This is a genomic window from Peribacillus sp. NPDC101481, assembly GCF_044767165.1.
GTDB lineage: Bacteria > Bacillota > Bacilli > Bacillales > DSM-1321 > Peribacillus.
Window position 1 is genome coordinate 469,681 of record NZ_JBIWNJ010000002.1, and the last position, 18,001, is coordinate 487,681.

General features: G+C 42.0%; 15 protein-coding genes. 10 read left to right on the forward strand and 5 right to left on the reverse strand.

The genetic code is table 11. The features are described from left to right. Positions 1-222: 222 nt before the first annotated feature. Positions 223-1,110: a cation diffusion facilitator family transporter gene (locus tag ACIROD_RS12260; protein WP_402941120.1), complete on the reverse strand. Its 888-nt coding sequence runs from the start codon at positions 1,108-1,110 to the stop codon at positions 223-225. A gap of 411 nt (positions 1,111-1,521) precedes the next feature. After that, positions 1,522-2,046 carry a universal stress protein gene (locus tag ACIROD_RS12265; RefSeq protein ID WP_402941123.1) on the reverse strand — a complete coding sequence of 175 codons (525 nt, stop codon included), beginning with the start codon at positions 2,044-2,046 and terminating at the stop codon, positions 1,522-1,524. A gap of 292 nt (positions 2,047-2,338) precedes the next feature. Between ACIROD_RS12265 and ACIROD_RS12270 the strand changes: the two genes are divergently transcribed. Further along, positions 2,339-4,372, forward strand: coding sequence for a transglycosylase domain-containing protein (locus tag ACIROD_RS12270; protein WP_402941125.1), 2,034 nt, complete (start codon positions 2,339-2,341; stop codon positions 4,370-4,372). Between the two features lie 405 nt (positions 4,373-4,777). On the opposite strand, the gene ACIROD_RS12275 is transcribed toward ACIROD_RS12270, so the two are convergent. Continuing rightward, complete coding sequence (locus tag ACIROD_RS12275) at positions 4,778-5,086, reverse strand: hypothetical protein (protein ID WP_402941128.1); 309 nt, start codon at positions 5,084-5,086, stop codon at positions 4,778-4,780. A gap of 194 nt (positions 5,087-5,280) precedes the next feature. Here ACIROD_RS12275 and iadA point away from each other — a divergent pair, with 194 nt between their 5' ends. The 6 genes from iadA to ACIROD_RS12305 all read left to right on the forward strand — a co-directional run bounded on the left by iadA (position 5,281) and on the right by ACIROD_RS12305 (position 13,900). Further along, entirely contained in the window at positions 5,281-6,456 is a 1,176-nt protein-coding gene (iadA, locus tag ACIROD_RS12280) for a beta-aspartyl-peptidase (RefSeq protein ID WP_101224235.1), read from the forward strand. An 857-nt stretch (positions 6,457-7,313) separates the two neighbouring features. Next, the gene (gene pdhA, locus ACIROD_RS12285) at positions 7,314-8,426 is read left to right on the forward strand and encodes a pyruvate dehydrogenase (acetyl-transferring) E1 component subunit alpha (protein ID WP_402941131.1); all 1,113 of its coding nucleotides are present in this window, start codon (positions 7,314-7,316) and stop codon (positions 8,424-8,426) included. After that, positions 8,426-9,409 carry an alpha-ketoacid dehydrogenase subunit beta gene (locus tag ACIROD_RS12290; protein WP_101224443.1) on the forward strand — a complete coding sequence of 328 codons (984 nt, stop codon included), beginning with the start codon at positions 8,426-8,428 and terminating at the stop codon, positions 9,407-9,409. The genes pdhA and ACIROD_RS12290 overlap by 1 nt, the downstream gene beginning before the upstream one ends. 29 nt (positions 9,410-9,438) lie before the next feature. After that, positions 9,439-10,719 carry a dihydrolipoamide acetyltransferase family protein gene (locus ACIROD_RS12295; protein WP_402941134.1) on the forward strand — a complete coding sequence of 427 codons (1,281 nt, stop codon included), beginning with the start codon at positions 9,439-9,441 and terminating at the stop codon, positions 10,717-10,719. Beyond that, a complete protein-coding gene (lpdA, locus tag ACIROD_RS12300) occupies positions 10,720-12,144 on the forward strand; it encodes a dihydrolipoyl dehydrogenase (protein WP_402941137.1) in 1,425 nt (474 codons plus the stop codon). A gap of 376 nt (positions 12,145-12,520) precedes the next feature. Beyond that, complete coding sequence (locus tag ACIROD_RS12305; protein ID WP_101224231.1) at positions 12,521-13,900, forward strand: amino acid permease; 1,380 nt, start codon at positions 12,521-12,523, stop codon at positions 13,898-13,900. 88 nt (positions 13,901-13,988) lie between these two features. Here ACIROD_RS12305 and hisC read toward each other — a convergent pair whose 3' ends face one another. Beyond that, entirely contained in the window at positions 13,989-15,101 is a 1,113-nt protein-coding gene (gene hisC, locus ACIROD_RS12310) for a histidinol-phosphate transaminase (protein ID WP_101224230.1), read from the reverse strand. Positions 15,102-15,274: 173 nt separating this feature from the next. On the opposite strand from hisC, the gene ACIROD_RS12315 reads away from it, so the two are divergent. After that, positions 15,275-15,742: an Lrp/AsnC family transcriptional regulator gene (locus ACIROD_RS12315; RefSeq protein ID WP_101224229.1), complete on the forward strand. Its 468-nt coding sequence runs from the start codon at positions 15,275-15,277 to the stop codon at positions 15,740-15,742. 96 nt (positions 15,743-15,838) lie between these two features. Here the strand turns inward: ACIROD_RS12315 and ACIROD_RS12320 are convergent, their stop codons facing one another. Further along, entirely contained in the window at positions 15,839-16,237 is a 399-nt protein-coding gene (locus tag ACIROD_RS12320; protein WP_402941142.1) for a carboxymuconolactone decarboxylase family protein, read from the reverse strand. Positions 16,238-16,355: 118 nt separating this feature from the next. Between ACIROD_RS12320 and ACIROD_RS12325 the strand changes: the two genes are divergently transcribed. Further along, positions 16,356-16,778, forward strand: coding sequence for an Lrp/AsnC family transcriptional regulator (locus tag ACIROD_RS12325; protein ID WP_101224441.1), 423 nt, complete (start codon positions 16,356-16,358; stop codon positions 16,776-16,778). Between the two features lie 223 nt (positions 16,779-17,001). After that, complete coding sequence (locus ACIROD_RS12330) at positions 17,002-17,937, forward strand: catalase family peroxidase (RefSeq protein ID WP_402941146.1); 936 nt, start codon at positions 17,002-17,004, stop codon at positions 17,935-17,937. The last annotated feature ends 64 nt before the right edge of the window (positions 17,938-18,001 follow it).

Here is an 18,001-nt window from a genome sequence, read left to right on the forward strand (position 1 = left end):
TGTAGGAAAATGAATTTACTTTTGACCCAGAAAGTGCTTTATTAGAATAAAATTACAAAATATCAAAATAATTACATGTTGTTTTCATGATAACAGATTACTGTTCTTTTAACATGTGTCAATTGGATAAATATTCGGCAATCAATCAATAAATACCTTTTTTTGACACAGTTTTATTACAGTAATTACAGGAATTAATAACAAAAAAAGGTATCCGTAAAGTTAATGACGGTTACCTTTTTTATGAAATGCATATGGTTCGATATGAACGATCACATGCTGAATATTATATTCCTTCAAAAGATTCTCTTCGATTTTAACCGTAATATCATGACCTTGAATGACGGTCAAAAGGGGGTTAACGTGAACGGTAGTTTCGAGCAGGATTTCACTTCCGTGCATCCGGGCTTTAATTTCACTCATTTCTTTAACACCTTCTGTCAATATAATGGTTTTTCCGATCTTTTGCAGGAGCTGCTCGTCGAAACCGTCGGTTAAAGAGATGGAGGCATCACGAAAGATATCCCAGGCTGTTTTACAGATAATGATCCCCACGACTGCTGCAGCTATCGCATCCAGCCAAGGGATTCCCATCTTGGTGCCGATGATTCCAATGAAAGCACCAACACTGACAAGGGCATCGGATCGATTATCCTGTGCGACGGCATAGATGGAAGAGCTGTTGATCTTTTTACTTAGAGATAAGTTATAACGGTAGATTCCGTACATGAAGATTGCAGAGAATAGAGCTACATAGCCGGTCAGCATACTGGGAACGGTTGTTGAATCTTGGTGAAAGAAGGATTCAATGGCACTGAATACAACCTGGAGGCCCACGGTGATCATGATGAAGGCAGCTACCAACGAGGCTACGGTTTCCGCCCGTAAATGACCATATGAATGATTATCATCGGGAGGTCTCTTTGAAATTTTTAAACCGATCAATACGGCTATGGAAGCAATGATGTCAGTCGTATTATTTAAACCATCAGCCCAAAGCCCTTTGGAATCTCCAAAATAACCGAATGACAATTTAAGAGCAGACAAGAATATGTAAGCGGCGATGCTTATGTACGCGCCTTTTTCAGCTGAAATCGAATGTTTATCCATGTCCATTCCCTCCCCAATGTAAATTAGGCTTAATAAAGATACCAAATCAAACCTTAGTGAGTCTATAGAAAAATTGTCGTATTTAGCCATCTAACATGGTTAATGGCAGGTGTATTGAAGGTCTGTAAAGAAGTTGGATAAACGAAAGAATATCGCCATAAAATGGGAACGGCGATTTTTGATGATATGTGCATTTTCTTTAATTGTAATATTCTAACCGATGATCGAAAATTAAATACTTACAAAGGGGAGCCAAATGGGCTGAGAGTGAACAGTTCGAACTGGTGCAGGGATGTGGTTTTGGATACAAACAATACATGTATTACTGAAAAATCCAACAAAAAGTCCGGATTCTATAAGAAACCGGATTTTTTCGAAGTATTTAATAACTAGTGTGAACCGGCTCAATTTTCATTTTGCAATGAATACCGAACAGGGTGCGTTTTTCAAAATGGAACTACTTGTACTGCCAAGGAAGAACTTTTCCAAACCGCTTTTAGCGCTATTGCCGACTACGATAAGATCAGCTGAAGTTCTTGCTGCAAAGTCACATACGCTATCTGGCGCATATCCTTCCAATAGTTCGAATTTCCCCTTGACTTGACATTCACTTAACAATCTCAACGTATTACTTTCTGCGTTCTGAATACTATTCTCGATGGCGGAAGGGGTGTCATTTACCTTTTGATTTCGTGGCTGATCAACTTCAACAACAGGATGTGTCTGGACTGGATCTACATAAAATCCGGCAGCAGGTACGAACCCTGGAGCAGAGGCGTCTCCCACGATACGCTGTTCAACTTTATCATTTAGGACATGAACTACGGTCAACTCGGCTTTTGGAAAGGCCTTTTTCAATGTTGCTCCATATTCGACAGCCCGTTTACTCTCTTCGTTTCCATCAAAAGCGACGACAATATGCTTTAAGTCCTTCATTAATATCATCTCTCCCCTTTTTAAGACCTTAAAGGTGTTATACCCACTTTTAAATGGCTTCACGCCTTTAATCTGTATATAGACTGCCATTTACGGGTAAAGGATAGATACGAGCATAGTTAAAATGGTAGGATGAAATCTGGTCCTTACAGTTAGTTGACATGTCAGACGATGAAGAAATATCATCAAGGGTGCCGATATCCGAGTATAGTGCTACATGAAAAGGGCGCCTAGCTTCGGCCTTTTATTCAATCGACGAGTTTTCTTTAATAAAAAGGGTAAAATATTTTTAATGAAACATGTCGCAGATGGGAAAATGGGGGTACAAATGAGAGGGTTAGTGAAATTAGGTCTAATTATAATATTGGTGATTGTGGTTTTAGGCGCCGGTTCACTGTTGTATTTCAGGCAGGGTGCTGATATAAGTCATCTTGAAAATAAGCTTCAGCAACCGACAGGGATCTATGATTTGGATGGGAATCTTGCTAGTACGATCACGGCAAATAAATCCGAAGGTGTTGCTATAGATGAAATACCGGAACATATGAAACAAGCGGTGGTTTCCATTGAGGATCACCGTTTTTATGAACATCACGGCATAGATTATCAAGGAATTATGCGGGCTTTGGTTAAAAATGCAAAGGCTGGAAGTGTTGTTGAAGGCGGGAGCACGCTCACCCAGCAGCTTGTGAAAATCACGATGCTGGAATCGGATCGAACACTGAAGAGGAAGATAGGAGAGTTTTTTCTAGCCCAGGAAGTTGAAAATCAGTATACAAAAGATGAAATACTGGAAATGTATTTGAATCAAGTTTATTTTGGCCATGGGGCATGGGGAATCAAAAAGGCTGCAAATATTTATTTTTCCAAAGAGGTCTCTGAATTGACCGTTGCCGAGGGCGCATTGCTGGCGGGAGTCATTAACTTGCCATCCAAACTTGATCCATACAAGAATTTAGACGGGGCAGTGAAGCGGCGCGATTTGGTTCTTTCGAGAATGGCGGAACATGGTTATTTGACGAAAGATGAAGAAGCAGCTGCAAAAAAAGATGCGGTGACACTTCTTATGGGGGAGAAGGAAACCGATCCATTAAGAGGTAAATATCCCTATTATGTCGATCATGTTTTATCGGAAGCATCGAGTAAATATGGAATTAAGCTTGAGGAGCTGCTTTCAAAGGGCTATAAAATTTACACGACTCTGGACCAATCCATGCAGCAGGCTACAGAAACCGTGTATGAGAATGCAGCCAATTTTCCAGTTGGAACGAGTACAGAAGAACTGGTTCAAAGCGGGTCTGTCCTCCTTGATCCTGAAACCGGCGGCATAAAAGCACTTGTCGGCGGGAGAGGTGAACATCAATTCATGGGATATAATCGGGCCACCCAGCTGACAAGGTCTCCTGGATCATCCATTAAACCGCTTGTCGTTTACACGCCAGCTGTTGAAGAGGGATATGATATCACTGACCCTTTAAAGGATGAAAAAATGAGCTTCGGTGAATATGAGCCAACAAACCTGAGCGGTGAATATAAAGGAGAAGTCCCCATGTATGAAGCGGTGATGAATTCCTTGAATGTACCGACGGTTTGGCTATTGAATGAGATTGGCATCGATAAGGGGCTTGATTCACTTAATCGGTTTGGAATTCCATATGAAAAGGATGATCGAAACCTGTCGATCGCTTTAGGAGGGATGAAAAAAGGTGTGTCCCCGCTGCAGATGGCAGGAGCCTTTTCAGCTTTTGCCAACGAAGGGGAACGGATGGAGACCCATGCCATTGTAAGAATAGAAAATGCCGATGGAAAAGAGGTTGCCGCCTGGAAAGAGAAGAGCACCAAAGTGACCTCAGTAGGCGCCGTCGATAAAATGAATGCCATGCTGCTTGGAACAGTGGAATATGGCACAGCGAAAAACGCCGCAGTATCAGGTTATGAAATAGCAGGAAAAACAGGCTCCACACAAGTTCCCATCGAAGGAATATCAGGGGTTAAAGATCAATGGTTCATCGGTTATTCACCTTCGCTGGTCGGTGCTGTATGGGCTGGATATGATAAGACCGACGAAAATCATTATCTAACGACACACAGTAGTCAGGGAAGTGCACTCATCTTCCAAAAAATAATGGCGCAAGCTTTACAGAATCAAGCGGCTCAATCTTTTAAAGCTCAGGATATCGGACCGCTAATAGCTGAACAGCAGGCACTTATAGCTGAGCAACAGGAGAAGGAAGAAGAGGACAAAAGGAGACAATATTGGATTGATAAAGGAAATGAGATTAGGGAAGGGTTGAATAAATGGAGGGACTGGGAGGTTCCATGGTGATTCTCAGGTAAGGGAGTTTAAATAAAATTAACAAACTGAGACTGTCAATCATTTGACAGTCTCAGTTTGTCGACGAAAGGGAGCGGATTTAATACGTGGCTCCGGAGTCTGAATAATCCGTGAACGGCCGAATAAAAAACGGGTAAGGTCGAATAAATCCGAGAAGGGTCGAATAAAGAGCGGGTAAGGCCGAATAAATCTGTGAACCGCCCAAAAAAGCTCAGGATGAAATCAACTGGAACGTTTTTAAAATAAAAAAACTGCAGGCAAACTCGCGTTTGGCTACAGTTCTTCATTTATTTAAAAAATTAGATTTGCTATTATGCCGATTACGACAATTGCGCCTATCACCATTAAAATGGTTCTCATTTTTATACACCCTCTTCATAACGTAGTCGGAATCATTTAAATATTAACGGTTTGGTTCGATAGGAAACCGAATGAACATTCATCATTTTCTTTACAAATAGCATGTACTTTTTCTAGCATGGCATGTACATTCTCGCCTTCAAGGATGACTTTCATGGTTGCACACTCTTGAAGAATGAGCACAAAGGATACGAAAGTCGAAAGTTTCTTGGCATCGACCAATTTATGGTTGCAGATAAAATATATATTCCCTTTAAATTCTTTTGTAACTTGATATAGGTTCATGATTTGTCGCATGGATAATCTTTTATTTGTTTTAATGTCAGAAGAAATCACTTTATTCATGTCGTTTGCTCCTTTTGTTTTTATACTTTTGGAAAAGCATAATCAAGATGTCAATTCGGCTACAACTTTTAAAAAATGAACAAGTATGTTTGGTCTTTTTTATGTAATTGTTAGCTGGTCATGTTGTATATTTACCCGGGTAAAAGATTTTGAAACCTATTTGAAAATTTGTATTTTTTGAAGGGAGAAGGAGAATGCTCACACTTATTAAAAATGGGGAGCTATATGGTCCGGAATATATGGGCCAAAAAGATATCCTCTTGGTTGGGAAGCAAATTGGATTCATCGAGGACAAGATTGAGGTACCTGACAATTTCGTTGAATTGGAGGTGATTGATGCGGATGGCCAAATCGTGGCTCCGGGTTTTATAGATGGTCACGTACATATTATCGGCGGAGGCGGGGAAGGCGGCTTTAAAACGAGGACTCCTGAAATTCAATTAACAGATGCCACTTTAGCGGGTATAACGACATTGGTAGGGGTCATCGGAACAGATGGAACGACAAGGACGATGCCCGCACTGCTTGCTAAAGCGAGGGCGCTTGAAGAAGAGGGAATTAGCTGCTTCGTTCAGACTGGTTCCTATCAAGTTCCAGTCAAGACGTTAACAGGTAAGATCGAAGATGATTTGATTCTTGTCGATAAAATTATCGGTGTTGGCGAGATAGCCATTGCCGATCATCGTTCCTCGCAGCCGACTGCAGCTGAGCTGGCTAAACTGGCCTCTCAGGCGCGTAATGGAGGTCTGCTGTCCGGGAAATGCGGTATCGTCAACATTCATGTCGGGGACAGTCTAGATCATTTGCATGTAATTGAGGAAGTTGTCGAGACAACGGAAATACCGATCACTCAGTTCTATCCTACACATATAAACCGAAATCCGCATTTATTCAATGCAGGGGTGGAATATGCAAAAAAAGGGGGGTATATCGATTTTACGACAAGTACGATCGAGAAGTTCCTTGAAGAAGGGGAGGTCAAAGCAAGTACAGCAATAAAAAGGGCACTGGAAGAAGGCGTTGAAATCGGGCAGATTACCATAACTTCAGATGGACAAGCCAGCCTGCCTGACTTCGATGGAAGCGGCAACCTGCGGGGTTTGAACATTGGTACATGCATGTCCTTATATGATTGTGTTGTCGATGCGGTCCTCGAGGATGGAGTGACAATTGCCGATGCCATACGAGTTGCGACGGCAAACCCGGCAAACATTTTAAAACTTTCTGCAAAGGGTCAGCTTGCGGTAGGTAAGGACGCCGATATCATCATAATGAAGAAACAAACTTTAGAAATAAATAGTGTTATCGCGATGGGGCAAATCATGGTCAAGGATGGTGAAGCAGTCGTGAAAGGAACATTTGAAAAATAGATCTTTCTAATTTTGGGTGCTATTTCGGTGCGAGTTCTACCCCATTTATCCTTAATTGCAAAAAGGGGTAACATGGATCTAATTTCGGATTTCTGAAAGAGGGAATGTGTAATGATTTCCACTCCAGGCACTCACTTACCGCGGGCGGTCCGGGATCCTTCTCGGCGCTCGCCTGCGGGATCTCCCTCGACGCGCTTTTTCCCGCAGGAGTCTCGAACACCCGCTCCAATCAACTGGAACTTCTTTTTTAAGAAATATTGTATGGAAACTGGCCCTTCTCCAATTCGTCTAGAGTCTGGCTGCTCCATCAATTTTTTTTGACAAAAGGAGTTTCGGATTTCTCGACCTGAACCAAGATTAAAAAGTAAACTCGATTATCCTTCATGTTTTTACTATAATCCTCATTGGATTTCAGAAATCAACTGGAATATTCCATTAGAAAAAAACGTATGCAACTGGATTTTTCCTTAAAGTTTGTATACAGTCTAAGACCCTTAATTATATAATGGGTCTTTTTTTGTGCTGGATACTTTTTGGATAAGGTCGTGAATAAATCGAGCATATCACAATTTGTAGATAATAAATGAAATTTACCCATTGAATGTTCTCATTTTCAAAATGAAGGTGAAGTATCAGAAAACATATTCTAAATAAAGGCAATATACGAAAAATTCATTCTATTTAACATATTATTAAAAACTTGGATGTATTATCCTTTTATATAAGGAAATGTATTTTATGAAACAGCATTTAATCACAGACATAGAGACCAATAAAACATTTTGGGCTGTTATTTCATGACTGTTCAAAACCTTGGTAAGTTTGCGAATCAAATCTATCTTAAGGGGAGAAATGAAATGGAAAAGACGGGAAACCCAATAATGAAAGCGCATTCAGATGGAACTGATCCGGAAATGTTTCGTGTATTGACTCCTGAAGGGGAAATCATTGAAACGATTGATGGAAAAATCGATAAATCACTTATGTTAAAGATGTATGAGAGCATGCTCCTGCTCAGAACATTTGACCGAAAATCAATTAATCTTCAGCGCCAAGGCAGGATTGGGACATATGCACCATTCGAAGGACAGGAAGCATCACAGGTAGGAAGCGCTTTAGCATTGTCGGCAGGGGATTGGATGTTTCCCACATACCGTGATCATGGAGCTGCAATCATTCATGGTCAGGAATTATACCGTGTCTTCCTATACTGGATGGCACATTTTGACGGCTCAATTTGTCCAGAGGGAAAAAGGATTATGCCTCCAAGTGTTCCCATTGCCACTCAAATGGTTCATGCAGTTGGTACGGCTTGGGCAAGTAAGCTTAAAGGCGAACAGAATGTTAGCATTGCTTATTTTGGTGATGGTGCCACTTCAGAAGGGGACTTTCATGAGGCACTGAATTTTGCTGGCGTTTATAAAACCCCGACAATCTTTTTCTGCCAAAATAATGGCTACGCAATCAGTGTACCTTTTGAAAAGCAATCGGCATCCAAAACGATATCCCAGCGGGCTGCTGCTTATGACATCCATGGGGTGCGGGTGGATGGAAATGATATTTTTGCAGTATGGATGACTGTAAAAGATGCTGTCGAAAGAGCGCTTAAAGGGGAAGGGCCTACATTGATTGAAGCCATTACCTTTCGCTATGGCGCCCATACTACTGCAGACAATCCGAACATATATCGCGATCAGGACGAAATTTCAACGTTCTGGAGGGAAAACCGCGATCCCATAACACGTCTTAGAAAGTATTTGGATAAAGAGGGTCACTGGAATGAAGAGCAGGAGGAATTGGTGATAAAACAATTCAACGAACTGATCGATGCTCACCTTCAAAGAGCAGAAGGGTATCCAAAATCCGACCCGCTCGAAATGTTTAACCATGTATATGCAAAGGAGTCATGGCATCTAAAGGAACAGAAGCAGGAATTGAATCAAATCTTAAGGAAAGGCGGGAAGAAATAATGGGCAAAAATTTAACGATGCTCCAGGCTATTACGGAAGCGCTGGACCAAATGCTGGGTCATGATGATCGCGTGATGATCTTGGGTGAGGATATTGGAGTTAATGGCGGGGTTTTTCGGTCAACGGAAGGGCTTTATGAGAAGTATGGAAAAGATCGAGTTGTCGATACGCCATTAGCTGAATCTGGAATCATCGGCTCTGCCATTGGTTTAGCCCTTAACGGAATGCTGCCCATAGTGGAGATCCAGTTTCTCGCCTTTATTTATCCTGGATTCGAGCAACTCGTTTCCCATGCTGCCCGTATGAGGTATCGTACCCGTGGGCAATTTGGGGTGCCCCTCGTAATCCGTACTCCATATGGTGCCGGAATCAGGGGTCCTGAACTTCATTCCGAAAGTGTCGAAACATTCTTTGCCCATACTCCGGGTTTAAAGGTGGTTGCACCCAGTAATCCATATGACGCAAAAGGGCTGCTCATTTCAGCGCTCGAAGATCCAGATCCGGTGATTTTTTTGGAACCGACTAAATTGTATCGGGCCTTTAAGGAAGAAGTTCCCGACGAAATGTACCGAATACCCATCGGTCAAGCAAAAGTGGTCCAGGAGGGAAGCGACCTGACCATTTTTGCATGGGGGGCCATGTTAAGGGAGGCATTGAATGCCGCGAAAAAGATTGAAGCGGAAAAAGGCTGGAAATGTGAAGTGGTCGATCTTAGAACTTTATACCCCCTGGATAGGGATACGATCGTGCAATCCATTAAAAAGACAGGTCGTGCATTAATCGTCCATGAAGCCCATAAGACTGCCGGATTAGGTGCGGAGATCATCTCCATCATTAATGATGAAGCTCTTATTTACCTAAAAGCGCCGATTAAGCGTGTAACTGGATTTGATGTTCCGGTTCCGCCGTTTACAATAGAAGATCATTATTTACCGACTGTTGACCGTGTAAAACAAGGAATAGTCGAAACGATATCATTTTAATTGTGATTAAGGGAGAAGGAGGATGACGCATGATGGAATTTAAACTTCCTGATGTAGGGGAAGGGATGCATGAAGGGGAAATTATCCAATGGCTCATCAAAGAGGGGGATGCGGTAAAACAGGATCAACCCATTGTTGAGGTGCAAACGGATAAAGTCAATGCTGAATTGACTGCTCCCGCAGCGGGAGTGGTCAAGAAGATATTTTTTTCCGAAGGGGATATCGTGGAAGTGGGAACCACAATATTCACAATTCAGGAAGAGAACGATATGTCAGTTCCGGATACAGTCATTATTGAAGAAGAAAACCATGCCGTGCAATCTAGCGATGTAAAAGTGAATGCTGAGCATATTACGACTAAACAGCATCATGAGACATTGCGTGCGCTGGCAACACCATTCGTGCGTCAATTGGCGAGGGAAATGAAGATTGATATCGAGAAGGTTAAAGGCTCCGGTCCAGCTGGGCGAATTACCGAAAGTGACTTGAAGCAGTTTAAAGAAAATAATTCGTTTACACGGGAAAAAGCCAAACAGCTTGAGGACAGGATTGTTCAAGATATGGCCCCGATGAAGGATGCCATCCAGGCAAAAGGTTTGGAAAATGAGCGGGAAGAGCGGATTCCGCTTAAAGGCATTCGTAAAAAAATCGCTGAACATATGGTAAAGTCGGTTTCAACCATTCCTCATGTAACCCATGTAGATGAATTGGAAATGGACCGATTGAAGGAATTTAAAAATCAATTAAAGGAGTACTCCGATGATAAGGATATTAAATTGACTTTTTTGCCATTTTTCGTTAAAGCGATTGTCATCGCCTTAAAGGAGTTCAAAACACTAAACGCTTCAATTGATGAAAGAACCAATGAAATCATCCTGAAAAATTATTATCACATTGGGATTGCGACGAATACAAACGAGGGTCTCATTGTACCAGTCATAAAAAATGCCGATCAAAAAACCATTTTCCAACTGGCTGATGAAATCAAGCGATTGGCAGCCCAAGCCCGTGAAGGGAAGCTGAACATAGATCAAATCACAGGCAGTACATTTACCATCAGCAATGTAGGACCGATCGGAGGGATGCACGCGACCCCGATCATTAACTATCCGGAAGCGGCCATATTAGCTTTGCATAAAATGGAACATCGCATGGTCGTTCGCGATTTGGAAGGTGTTATCCGTTTAATGATGAATATGTCACTTTCTTTCGACCATCGTTTGATTGATGGGGTAACAGCGGTGCATTTTACCAATAGAATTAAGGAATTGCTGGAAAATCCAATTCGTTTAGTTGTGGAGATGAGATAAATGGTAGTTGGGGAAGTTGCTGTAGAGACGGATGTTGTCATCATGGGAGGAGGTCCGGGAGGATATGCTGCGGCTATCCGTCTCGGCCAGTTAGGAAAATCAGTCGTGCTTGTTGAAAAGGATAAGCTGGGCGGGGTATGCCTTAATCGGGGCTGTATACCATCAAAGGCATTAATTCACGCAGCAAATCAATACCAAAGTCTTAATGATTTAGGGAAAATGGGAATCCGGCTGCCTCAGGAAAGCACGACTATGGACTTGGGAGTTTGGCAGGATTGGAAAGCGGGCATCACATCTCAATTGAGGCAAGGTATTGCCCATTTGTGTAAGGAAAATGGAGTGACGGTGGTTAAAGGTCAAGCAACCTTTTTATCTGATGACCGCATTGGAGTCGAAACCGATGGCGATTTCGAAACCTATAAGTTTGAGCAGGCAATTATTGCGACGGGGTCCAGGCCTTTCATTCCATCCTTCATTAAAGTCGATGGAGAATATATATTGGATTCGACATCATCTTTGCAGCTGCAGGAAGTTCCTTCAAGCTTGTCAATCATTGGCGGAGGATATATCGGAATCGAATTGGGTATGGCATTTGCAAAGCTAGGTACTAAAGTGACCATCATTGAAATGGCCAATCGCATACTCCCCCAAGTTGCTGAAAACTTGGTAAAGGAAGTCACAAGGAATGCCAAGAAGCTTGGGATGAAAATCAAAACCTCCTCGAGGGTAGAAAAGGCGACAGTAGTGAATGGCCAAGTACATCTTCATGTGTCCTCGGAAGAACAGGGGACTGAAGTGGTCGTGAGCGAAAAGACCCTGGTTACAATTGGCAGGATACCTAACACTGAAGAAATTGGCCTGAATCGGGCTGGAGTTACGGTTGGCGAGAAAGGCCATATAGCAGTGGATATGGAATGCCGTACAAATGTGCCGCACATCTTTGCCATCGGTGATACTACACCTGGTCCGGCTCTTGCCCATCGAGCATCCAAACAGGGAATCGTGGCAGCTGAAGTGATAGGGGGGCTGCCAAGTGCCGTAGACTCACCATATGTTCCATATGTAATCTTCTCGGAACCACAAATAGCTGGTGTTGGTTTAAGCCGTGAAGAAGCTGAACAACAGGGATACAGCGTCAAGGTCGGCAAATTTCCGTTCAGTGCCAACGGAAGGGCGCTTGCAACGAATGAAACGGAGGGATTTGCTGAAGTGATCGTGGATGCTAATAGCCACATATTGCTCGGGATGCATATGGTAGGTGCTGATGCTTCCAACCTTATAGGTGAAGGGGTCCTTGCCCTTGAACTGGCGGCTCGGGTCGAGGATATTGCCCTCAGCATGCATCCTCATCCAACTTTGACCGAGGGGTGGATGGAAGCGGCTGAGGCAGTTTTGGGACATGCGATTCACATCGTAAATAAATAACATAACTGGAATATGTATCATGGGGATTACCGATGTAGTCCCCGATTAGAATGTTTCATTTTAATAGAGTCAGAAACCCGGTCATTGGTCCCCGTAAGGCAAGGCTATCAGCAAGTCACTCCATTTCGAAAATCTGACCGGCGTTTGACCATACGGGAGCCATATTAGCCTGCAATGATTCCTCTTGTAAAACCATCAGCTTATTGATATCATTTTTACTTTGGGGAAGTATGAGAAGAGTTTTCAAGAAGGCTTTGCTTTCTTCCACTCCTAAACCATAACGGTTGATGAGATAACTTATCTATTCGCCATTCAACGATTGAAATGGGTTTAATTTTTTATATGAGAAAATTATGGAATGAAGGAGGCAAATGTAATGGAGTCAAATGGTGGGTCACTGCAAAAGAAATTATTGCCACGGCATATTAGCATGATGGCAATGGGAGGGGCTATAGGTACTGGGATTTTTAAAGGAAGTGCCGAAACCATATCGTTAGCAGGGCCAGGAGTTATATTCACTTATATTTTTGCAGGATTATTACTGCTTGTAGTCATGGGTGCTATAGCAGAAATGGCGATTGTCTATCCAAATACGAATATGAAGGGTTTCGTACAGAAAGCATTCGGTAAGCGCTTTTCCTTCATCGTAGGCTGGATGTATTGTTTCATGTGGCTGTCCGTATGTGTCATTGAGGTAGTGGTGGCAGGAAGCTTCTTGCAATATTGGCTCCCGGCTATCCCTCTATGGGTATTAAGTTTAGGGTGTGCGGCTTTCATAATTGGGATTAACATGATGAATGTCAAAAATTATGGTGAATTCGAATTTTGGTTTGCTGGCATTAAAATTACAATGATCATCTTATTCATCATATTGGGAGCCTGTATTTTATTTGGAGTGATCCCAAGCGGCGGATCTAATTATCTGCAAAACTTCACAGGGCATGGAGGATTTTTCCCAAATGGATGGATGTCCATCTTTTCGGCATTACTGATCGTCATGTTCTCCTATGGCGGTTCCGAGTTAATAGGGGTGACAGTAACCGAAGCAAAGGATGCAGAACGCATTTTACCTAAGGTCATTAAAAACTATATTTGGAGAGTCGTTTTATTCTTCACCTTACCGATCCTTGTAATCTGCGGTTTGATTCCTTGGAACGAAATTAGCGACCAGGCAAGTCCGTTTGTACAAGTTTTGTCAATGTCAGGTTTTCAGGGTTCTGCGCATATCATGAATTTCATTTTGATAACGGCAGTCTTATCAGCCGCTAACTCTGGAATATATGGGTGTACCCGAATGCTGCATTCTTTAGCTGCAGAAGGGGAAGCTCCCAAGTCATTCTCTTATGTATCAAAAAATGGCGTTCCTTTGTATAGTTTGATATTAAGTGCAGTTGTATTGGTCGTCGGCTCCATGATTACTTTCGTTGCACAGGACCAGGCATTTACTCTATTAATGGCTTTTCCGGGCTTTGTAGTATCACTTGTATGGATCAGCATCTGTTTAGCGCAGCTAAAACTTCGCAATTCTTATCCCAAGGCTCCGAGTTTTAAATTGTGGGGCTTTCCATATGTAACCTTGTTTACTGTAATCACCTTAAGCATCATTTGTGTCACGTTCGTGTTCAGTGAACAGAATCGGATCAGTATCATTGCTTGCCTGATTGTGTTGGCTGCATTAATCTCGATTTCGATTTTTAAATTTAAAAGTGTGGATGCACAGGAAACACCTATAATAGAAAAGGATATTGCTAAATAAATTCACGTAAAAGATACGGCATGGGCAAAGGCGTCCATGTCGTATCTTTCATTAATGATCATTGATATACAGCAACTTCATGGATCGGTCATGCACCAGACGTTTTATTGATAATATGTTGTAAGGATGCTATGAATCTCTCGTTTTCAGGCGCAGTGCCAATGGTCACGCGGATAGTATTTTCATAGCCTAGCAAATGACCTGAGCGGATGATGACACCCTGAATTAATAACTTCTCAAAAATGTCCCTGCCAGGCTGATTCAATTTGACCATCAAGAAGTTGGCATGTGAAGGGTAGAATGTTAATCCCATCTTGCTTAGTTCGTTTTCTAAATATCTTCTTCCTTCCTCATTCTTACGAACACATTTCTCAACAAATGGATGGTCGTCGAGGGAAGCGAATGCTGCAGCCTGTGCTAAACGATTGGTATTGAAGGGCTCCTTCACTTTAACTAGCTCTTGTATGATGGAAGCATCCATTAAACCGTATCCAATCCTTAATGCAGCCAGGCCATAAATCTTCGAAAAAGTGCGTAAGATAACCAGGTTTGAATGCATATTGAGAAGTGGTAAGGTTTCTAAAAATTCTCCATCTTCGACATATTCATAGTATGCTTCATCAACGATCAGCAAAATATGTTTCGGCACCTTCTCTATAAAAGTGCGCAACTTTTCTTTTTGAACGATCGTTCCTGTTGGATTATTGGGATTACAGACAAATATCATTCTTGTTTTTTCTGTTATGGCCTCATACATACCCTGCAGGTCATGTACCCCATTAATAAGAGGTATCTTTACAGGTGTGCCGCCGTCAATCAATACATTCGTTTCATACCGTGGAAATGTCACATCAGCCATGATGACTTCATCATTTTGTTGGATATAGGTTCTTGTTAACAAACGAATCACTTCATCAGAACCATTTCCCAAAATGATATGATCTTTATTGATATTCAATTTCCTTGCCAGCTTTTCAGCTAATGCAGGTGCCATACCTTCAGGATAAAAGGAGGTTTGCTCCATTTCGGTAAGCATGGCTTCTTTTGCTAGAGGTGAGTAACCGAATGGGTTCTCATTGGATGCCAATTTAACGATCGTTTCAAGACCAAGTTCGCGTTGCACTTCTTCAATTGGCTTGCCGGAAACATATGGGCTGATGCTTTCGATGTTTTGTCGAACCGGGATTTTCGTAAAGGTCAATGCAGGTTCCTCCCTTTGGTGAATTCTGAATTTTCTTTTTCTATTTGATTATTTTAATGATAGAATATTAACTGGTAAAATTACATACAAAAAAGAATGTATTTATTGCTATCCATACAACATTTTAAAGAAATATATGCTTATATTCCTTCATTATGAAAGGCGGTTGCTTCATGGATGAAATAGATGTCAGGTTACTGGAACTTTTACAAAGAGATGGACGCATTACGATTAGTGAACTATCGAAGAAATTGGCTCTCAGTCGACCTAGCATCTCTGAACGTATGTATCGCCTGCAAGAAAAGGGGATCATTGAGGGGTTCAGCGCAAGGGTTTCACCTCTGGCAATAGGAAGGGGTGTACTTGTGTTCATTCAGGTGAGTGAACTTAAGGTTCCTGTTTCCGATTTTGAGACATTGGTGAAAAATGATTTAGACATTATCGAGTGCCATCGTGTAACGGGAACAGTTGGATATTTTTTGAAAGCGGCTTTAGCTGATATGGACAGCATGAGATTACTGATAGATCGATTGATACCATATGGACATCTGAATACATCCGTGGTTTTGACATCCCCGGTACCTTCCCGCTCCATTCTTCCAAGGATCAATGAAATGGAGGATCATGGGGCGAAATCCTAGGTGGTAATTCAATTTATAAGGATTCGGTGACCGTTCAAACTAGAAAATAGGTTTATTACAAAAGGAACGAGGCAATGCGCCTGTTCCTTTTTGCCGTTATTTTAAATCCATCAAAGCCCCGAAATATTGCTGGGCGGTTGTAAAACAAATGAATGCCAATAGTTCAGAAATCTCTTCATCACTGAATGCCTCCTTCAACACCTGGAAAAACTTTTCCTCCGTTTTTTCACGCTGCAAGAGAAATACCTCCGCAAAGGCGATTGCATAGCTTTCTTTCATATCTTCAGGCTTTAGTGGAGTCCCTTTTGCCTGACAGTATGAGCAGCCATTACCGTATGCCAGCACCCTTCTGACGTTTTCCTTTAAATTCTCCGAAAGTTTTCCATTTGCAGATATACAATCTGAAAGCTCCGACCATTTATGCGAAATCTCTTCAGAATGAAATAATCTTTGAAATGGACTGGATCCCTGTGATGATTTTTTTATTCTTGTCATGAACATCTCTCCTTTGAGATAATCCTAATATAAAAAACCAAGAAATTTAATTCCGTTTGTAAAGAAATGTGGTTAAATAATGAAAGAATGTAAAGATAATAAGGGGGATAATTTAAAAATGAAAATAGATGAGAAAGACCAGAGCATCCTTGCCGAATTAACGTTGAATAGCCGCATCTCCATGAGGGAATTGGCAAAGAAAGTAAACCTCTCTGCCCCCACCGTTGCCGAACGGGTACGGCAAATGGAGTCGTTCGGGATCATTAAAGGGTATGTTGCCGAGATTGATCATAAAAAGATCGGTTTTCCAATTGAGTGTATCGTGGAAGCAACGGTAAAAAATGGGGAATATGAGAAATTCAAAAAGTATATCTCCGAGGTGCCGAATGTTGACTTTTGTTATCGAATTGCCGGGCAGGCTTGCTTTATGCTGAAAATCCACACTCAGAGTCTTGAAGAAGTGGAGGAATTCATCAATCGGACCATTCCTTTTGCGGCAACCGTTACCCATGTGATCCTTTCACAGGTGGAGCGGGAATAGGAATGAGTATTTTTCTTATGGAAGAAAAAGAGATCTGTAGGCCGATCATTTGAATTAATGGATAAAATCACGTGTCCATAAAGGTATACATAAGTTTGCAGTGCCTGGATATTTCCAGGTGTTTTTTTGCAATCAATGCTTTCGGTGATTCAAGAAAGAATAAGCTAATGGAATAAAGGGTACATGTAATAGTGGATTATAATCTGAAAAGGTGGGGTGAGGTATGTTGGAGGAAACTGACGACTTGAACCCTGAATTAGCCAGGGAAGCAGTTAATGTGATTGAAGATGTAGCTGGAAAATATCCTGGTTATCGGCGTGCACATGCAAGGGGATATGTTTATGAGGGGGTTTTTACCCCAAACGGAAAAGCGTCCCCATTAACGGTGGCTTCGCATCTTCAGGATGAAGCCGTGCCGGCGATCATTCGGTTTTCAAATAGCTCGCCGATTCCAAGCCATCCTGATGCCATTTCCCCTGTAAAGGGCATGGCAGTCAAGTTTCAATTGCCGAATGGAGAGGTGTCAGATCTTATTACTGTGACCATTCCGTTATTCTTTGCTAAAACACCGGAAGCGTTTGTTGATATAGCTGTTTTTTTCAAATCTGCCAAAGAAGGTTTCCCAAATCTGAAAGAGCTTGCAAAAATTCTGTGGAAGTATCCAGAAAGCAAGGCAAGCCTGCAAATGCTTAAAGAAATGCGTTCTCCAGCCAGTTTCTCAACGTGTCAATATTATTCCATTCATGCATTCTATTTCATTAACGCGGAAGGAAGGAGGCAGGCCATCAAGTACGAGTGGGTACCGGATGTCGGCCTTAGTATGCTAGAAAGAAAGGATTTGGCCAAGCATTCGCCAGAGTATCTGAATGAAGAAATGGAAGAGAGGCTGAAAGAAGGTCCGGTGGGCTTTAAATTGAACATACAAATAGGAGGGGAAAATGACCCGACTGACGATCCAACCACAGCTTGGCCGGAAGATAAACAGGTAATCACGATTGGGTATTTAACGATCTCCAAAAAATCGGAAGTGTGTAAAGATTCTTTATTGTTTGATCCAACCAATATTTCTGAAGGAATCGAGTGCTCGGAAGACCGGATCTTGAATTTTCGCCATAGTGCGTATGCCGTTTCATATGAACGACGGATAAATAACCAATGAATGAAATCACGAAAAGGGAACCCTGCATTAAAGGGGTTCCCTTCAGACTGCTGGAAAACCTGCT

Excerpts from the sequence above, each read along its gene's own strand:
- ACIROD_RS12260 (WP_402941120.1), bottom strand. The coding sequence starts at position 1,110 with ATGGATAAACATTCGATTTCAGCTGAAAAAGGCGCGTACATAAGCATC.
- ACIROD_RS12265 (WP_402941123.1), bottom strand. The coding sequence starts at position 2,046 with ATGAAGGACTTAAAGCATATTGTCGTCGCTTTTGATGGAAACGAAGAG.
- ACIROD_RS12270 (WP_402941125.1), top strand. The coding sequence starts at position 2,339 with ATGAAACATGTCGCAGATGGGAAAATGGGGGTACAAATGAGAGGGTTA.
- ACIROD_RS12275 (WP_402941128.1), bottom strand. The coding sequence starts at position 5,086 with ATGAATAAAGTGATTTCTTCTGACATTAAAACAAATAAAAGATTATCC.
- iadA (WP_101224235.1), top strand. The coding sequence starts at position 5,281 with ATGCTCACACTTATTAAAAATGGGGAGCTATATGGTCCGGAATATATG.
- pdhA (WP_402941131.1), top strand. The coding sequence starts at position 7,314 with ATGGAAAAGACGGGAAACCCAATAATGAAAGCGCATTCAGATGGAACT.
- ACIROD_RS12290 (WP_101224443.1), top strand. The coding sequence starts at position 8,426 with ATGGGCAAAAATTTAACGATGCTCCAGGCTATTACGGAAGCGCTGGAC.
- ACIROD_RS12295 (WP_402941134.1), top strand. The coding sequence starts at position 9,439 with ATGATGGAATTTAAACTTCCTGATGTAGGGGAAGGGATGCATGAAGGG.
- lpdA (WP_402941137.1), top strand. The coding sequence starts at position 10,720 with ATGGTAGTTGGGGAAGTTGCTGTAGAGACGGATGTTGTCATCATGGGA.
- ACIROD_RS12305 (WP_101224231.1), top strand. The coding sequence starts at position 12,521 with ATGGAGTCAAATGGTGGGTCACTGCAAAAGAAATTATTGCCACGGCAT.
- ACIROD_RS12315 (WP_101224229.1), top strand. The coding sequence starts at position 15,275 with ATGGATGAAATAGATGTCAGGTTACTGGAACTTTTACAAAGAGATGGA.
- ACIROD_RS12320 (WP_402941142.1), bottom strand. The coding sequence starts at position 16,237 with ATGACAAGAATAAAAAAATCATCACAGGGATCCAGTCCATTTCAAAGA.
- ACIROD_RS12325 (WP_101224441.1), top strand. The coding sequence starts at position 16,356 with ATGAAAATAGATGAGAAAGACCAGAGCATCCTTGCCGAATTAACGTTG.
- ACIROD_RS12330 (WP_402941146.1), top strand. The coding sequence starts at position 17,002 with ATGTTGGAGGAAACTGACGACTTGAACCCTGAATTAGCCAGGGAAGCA.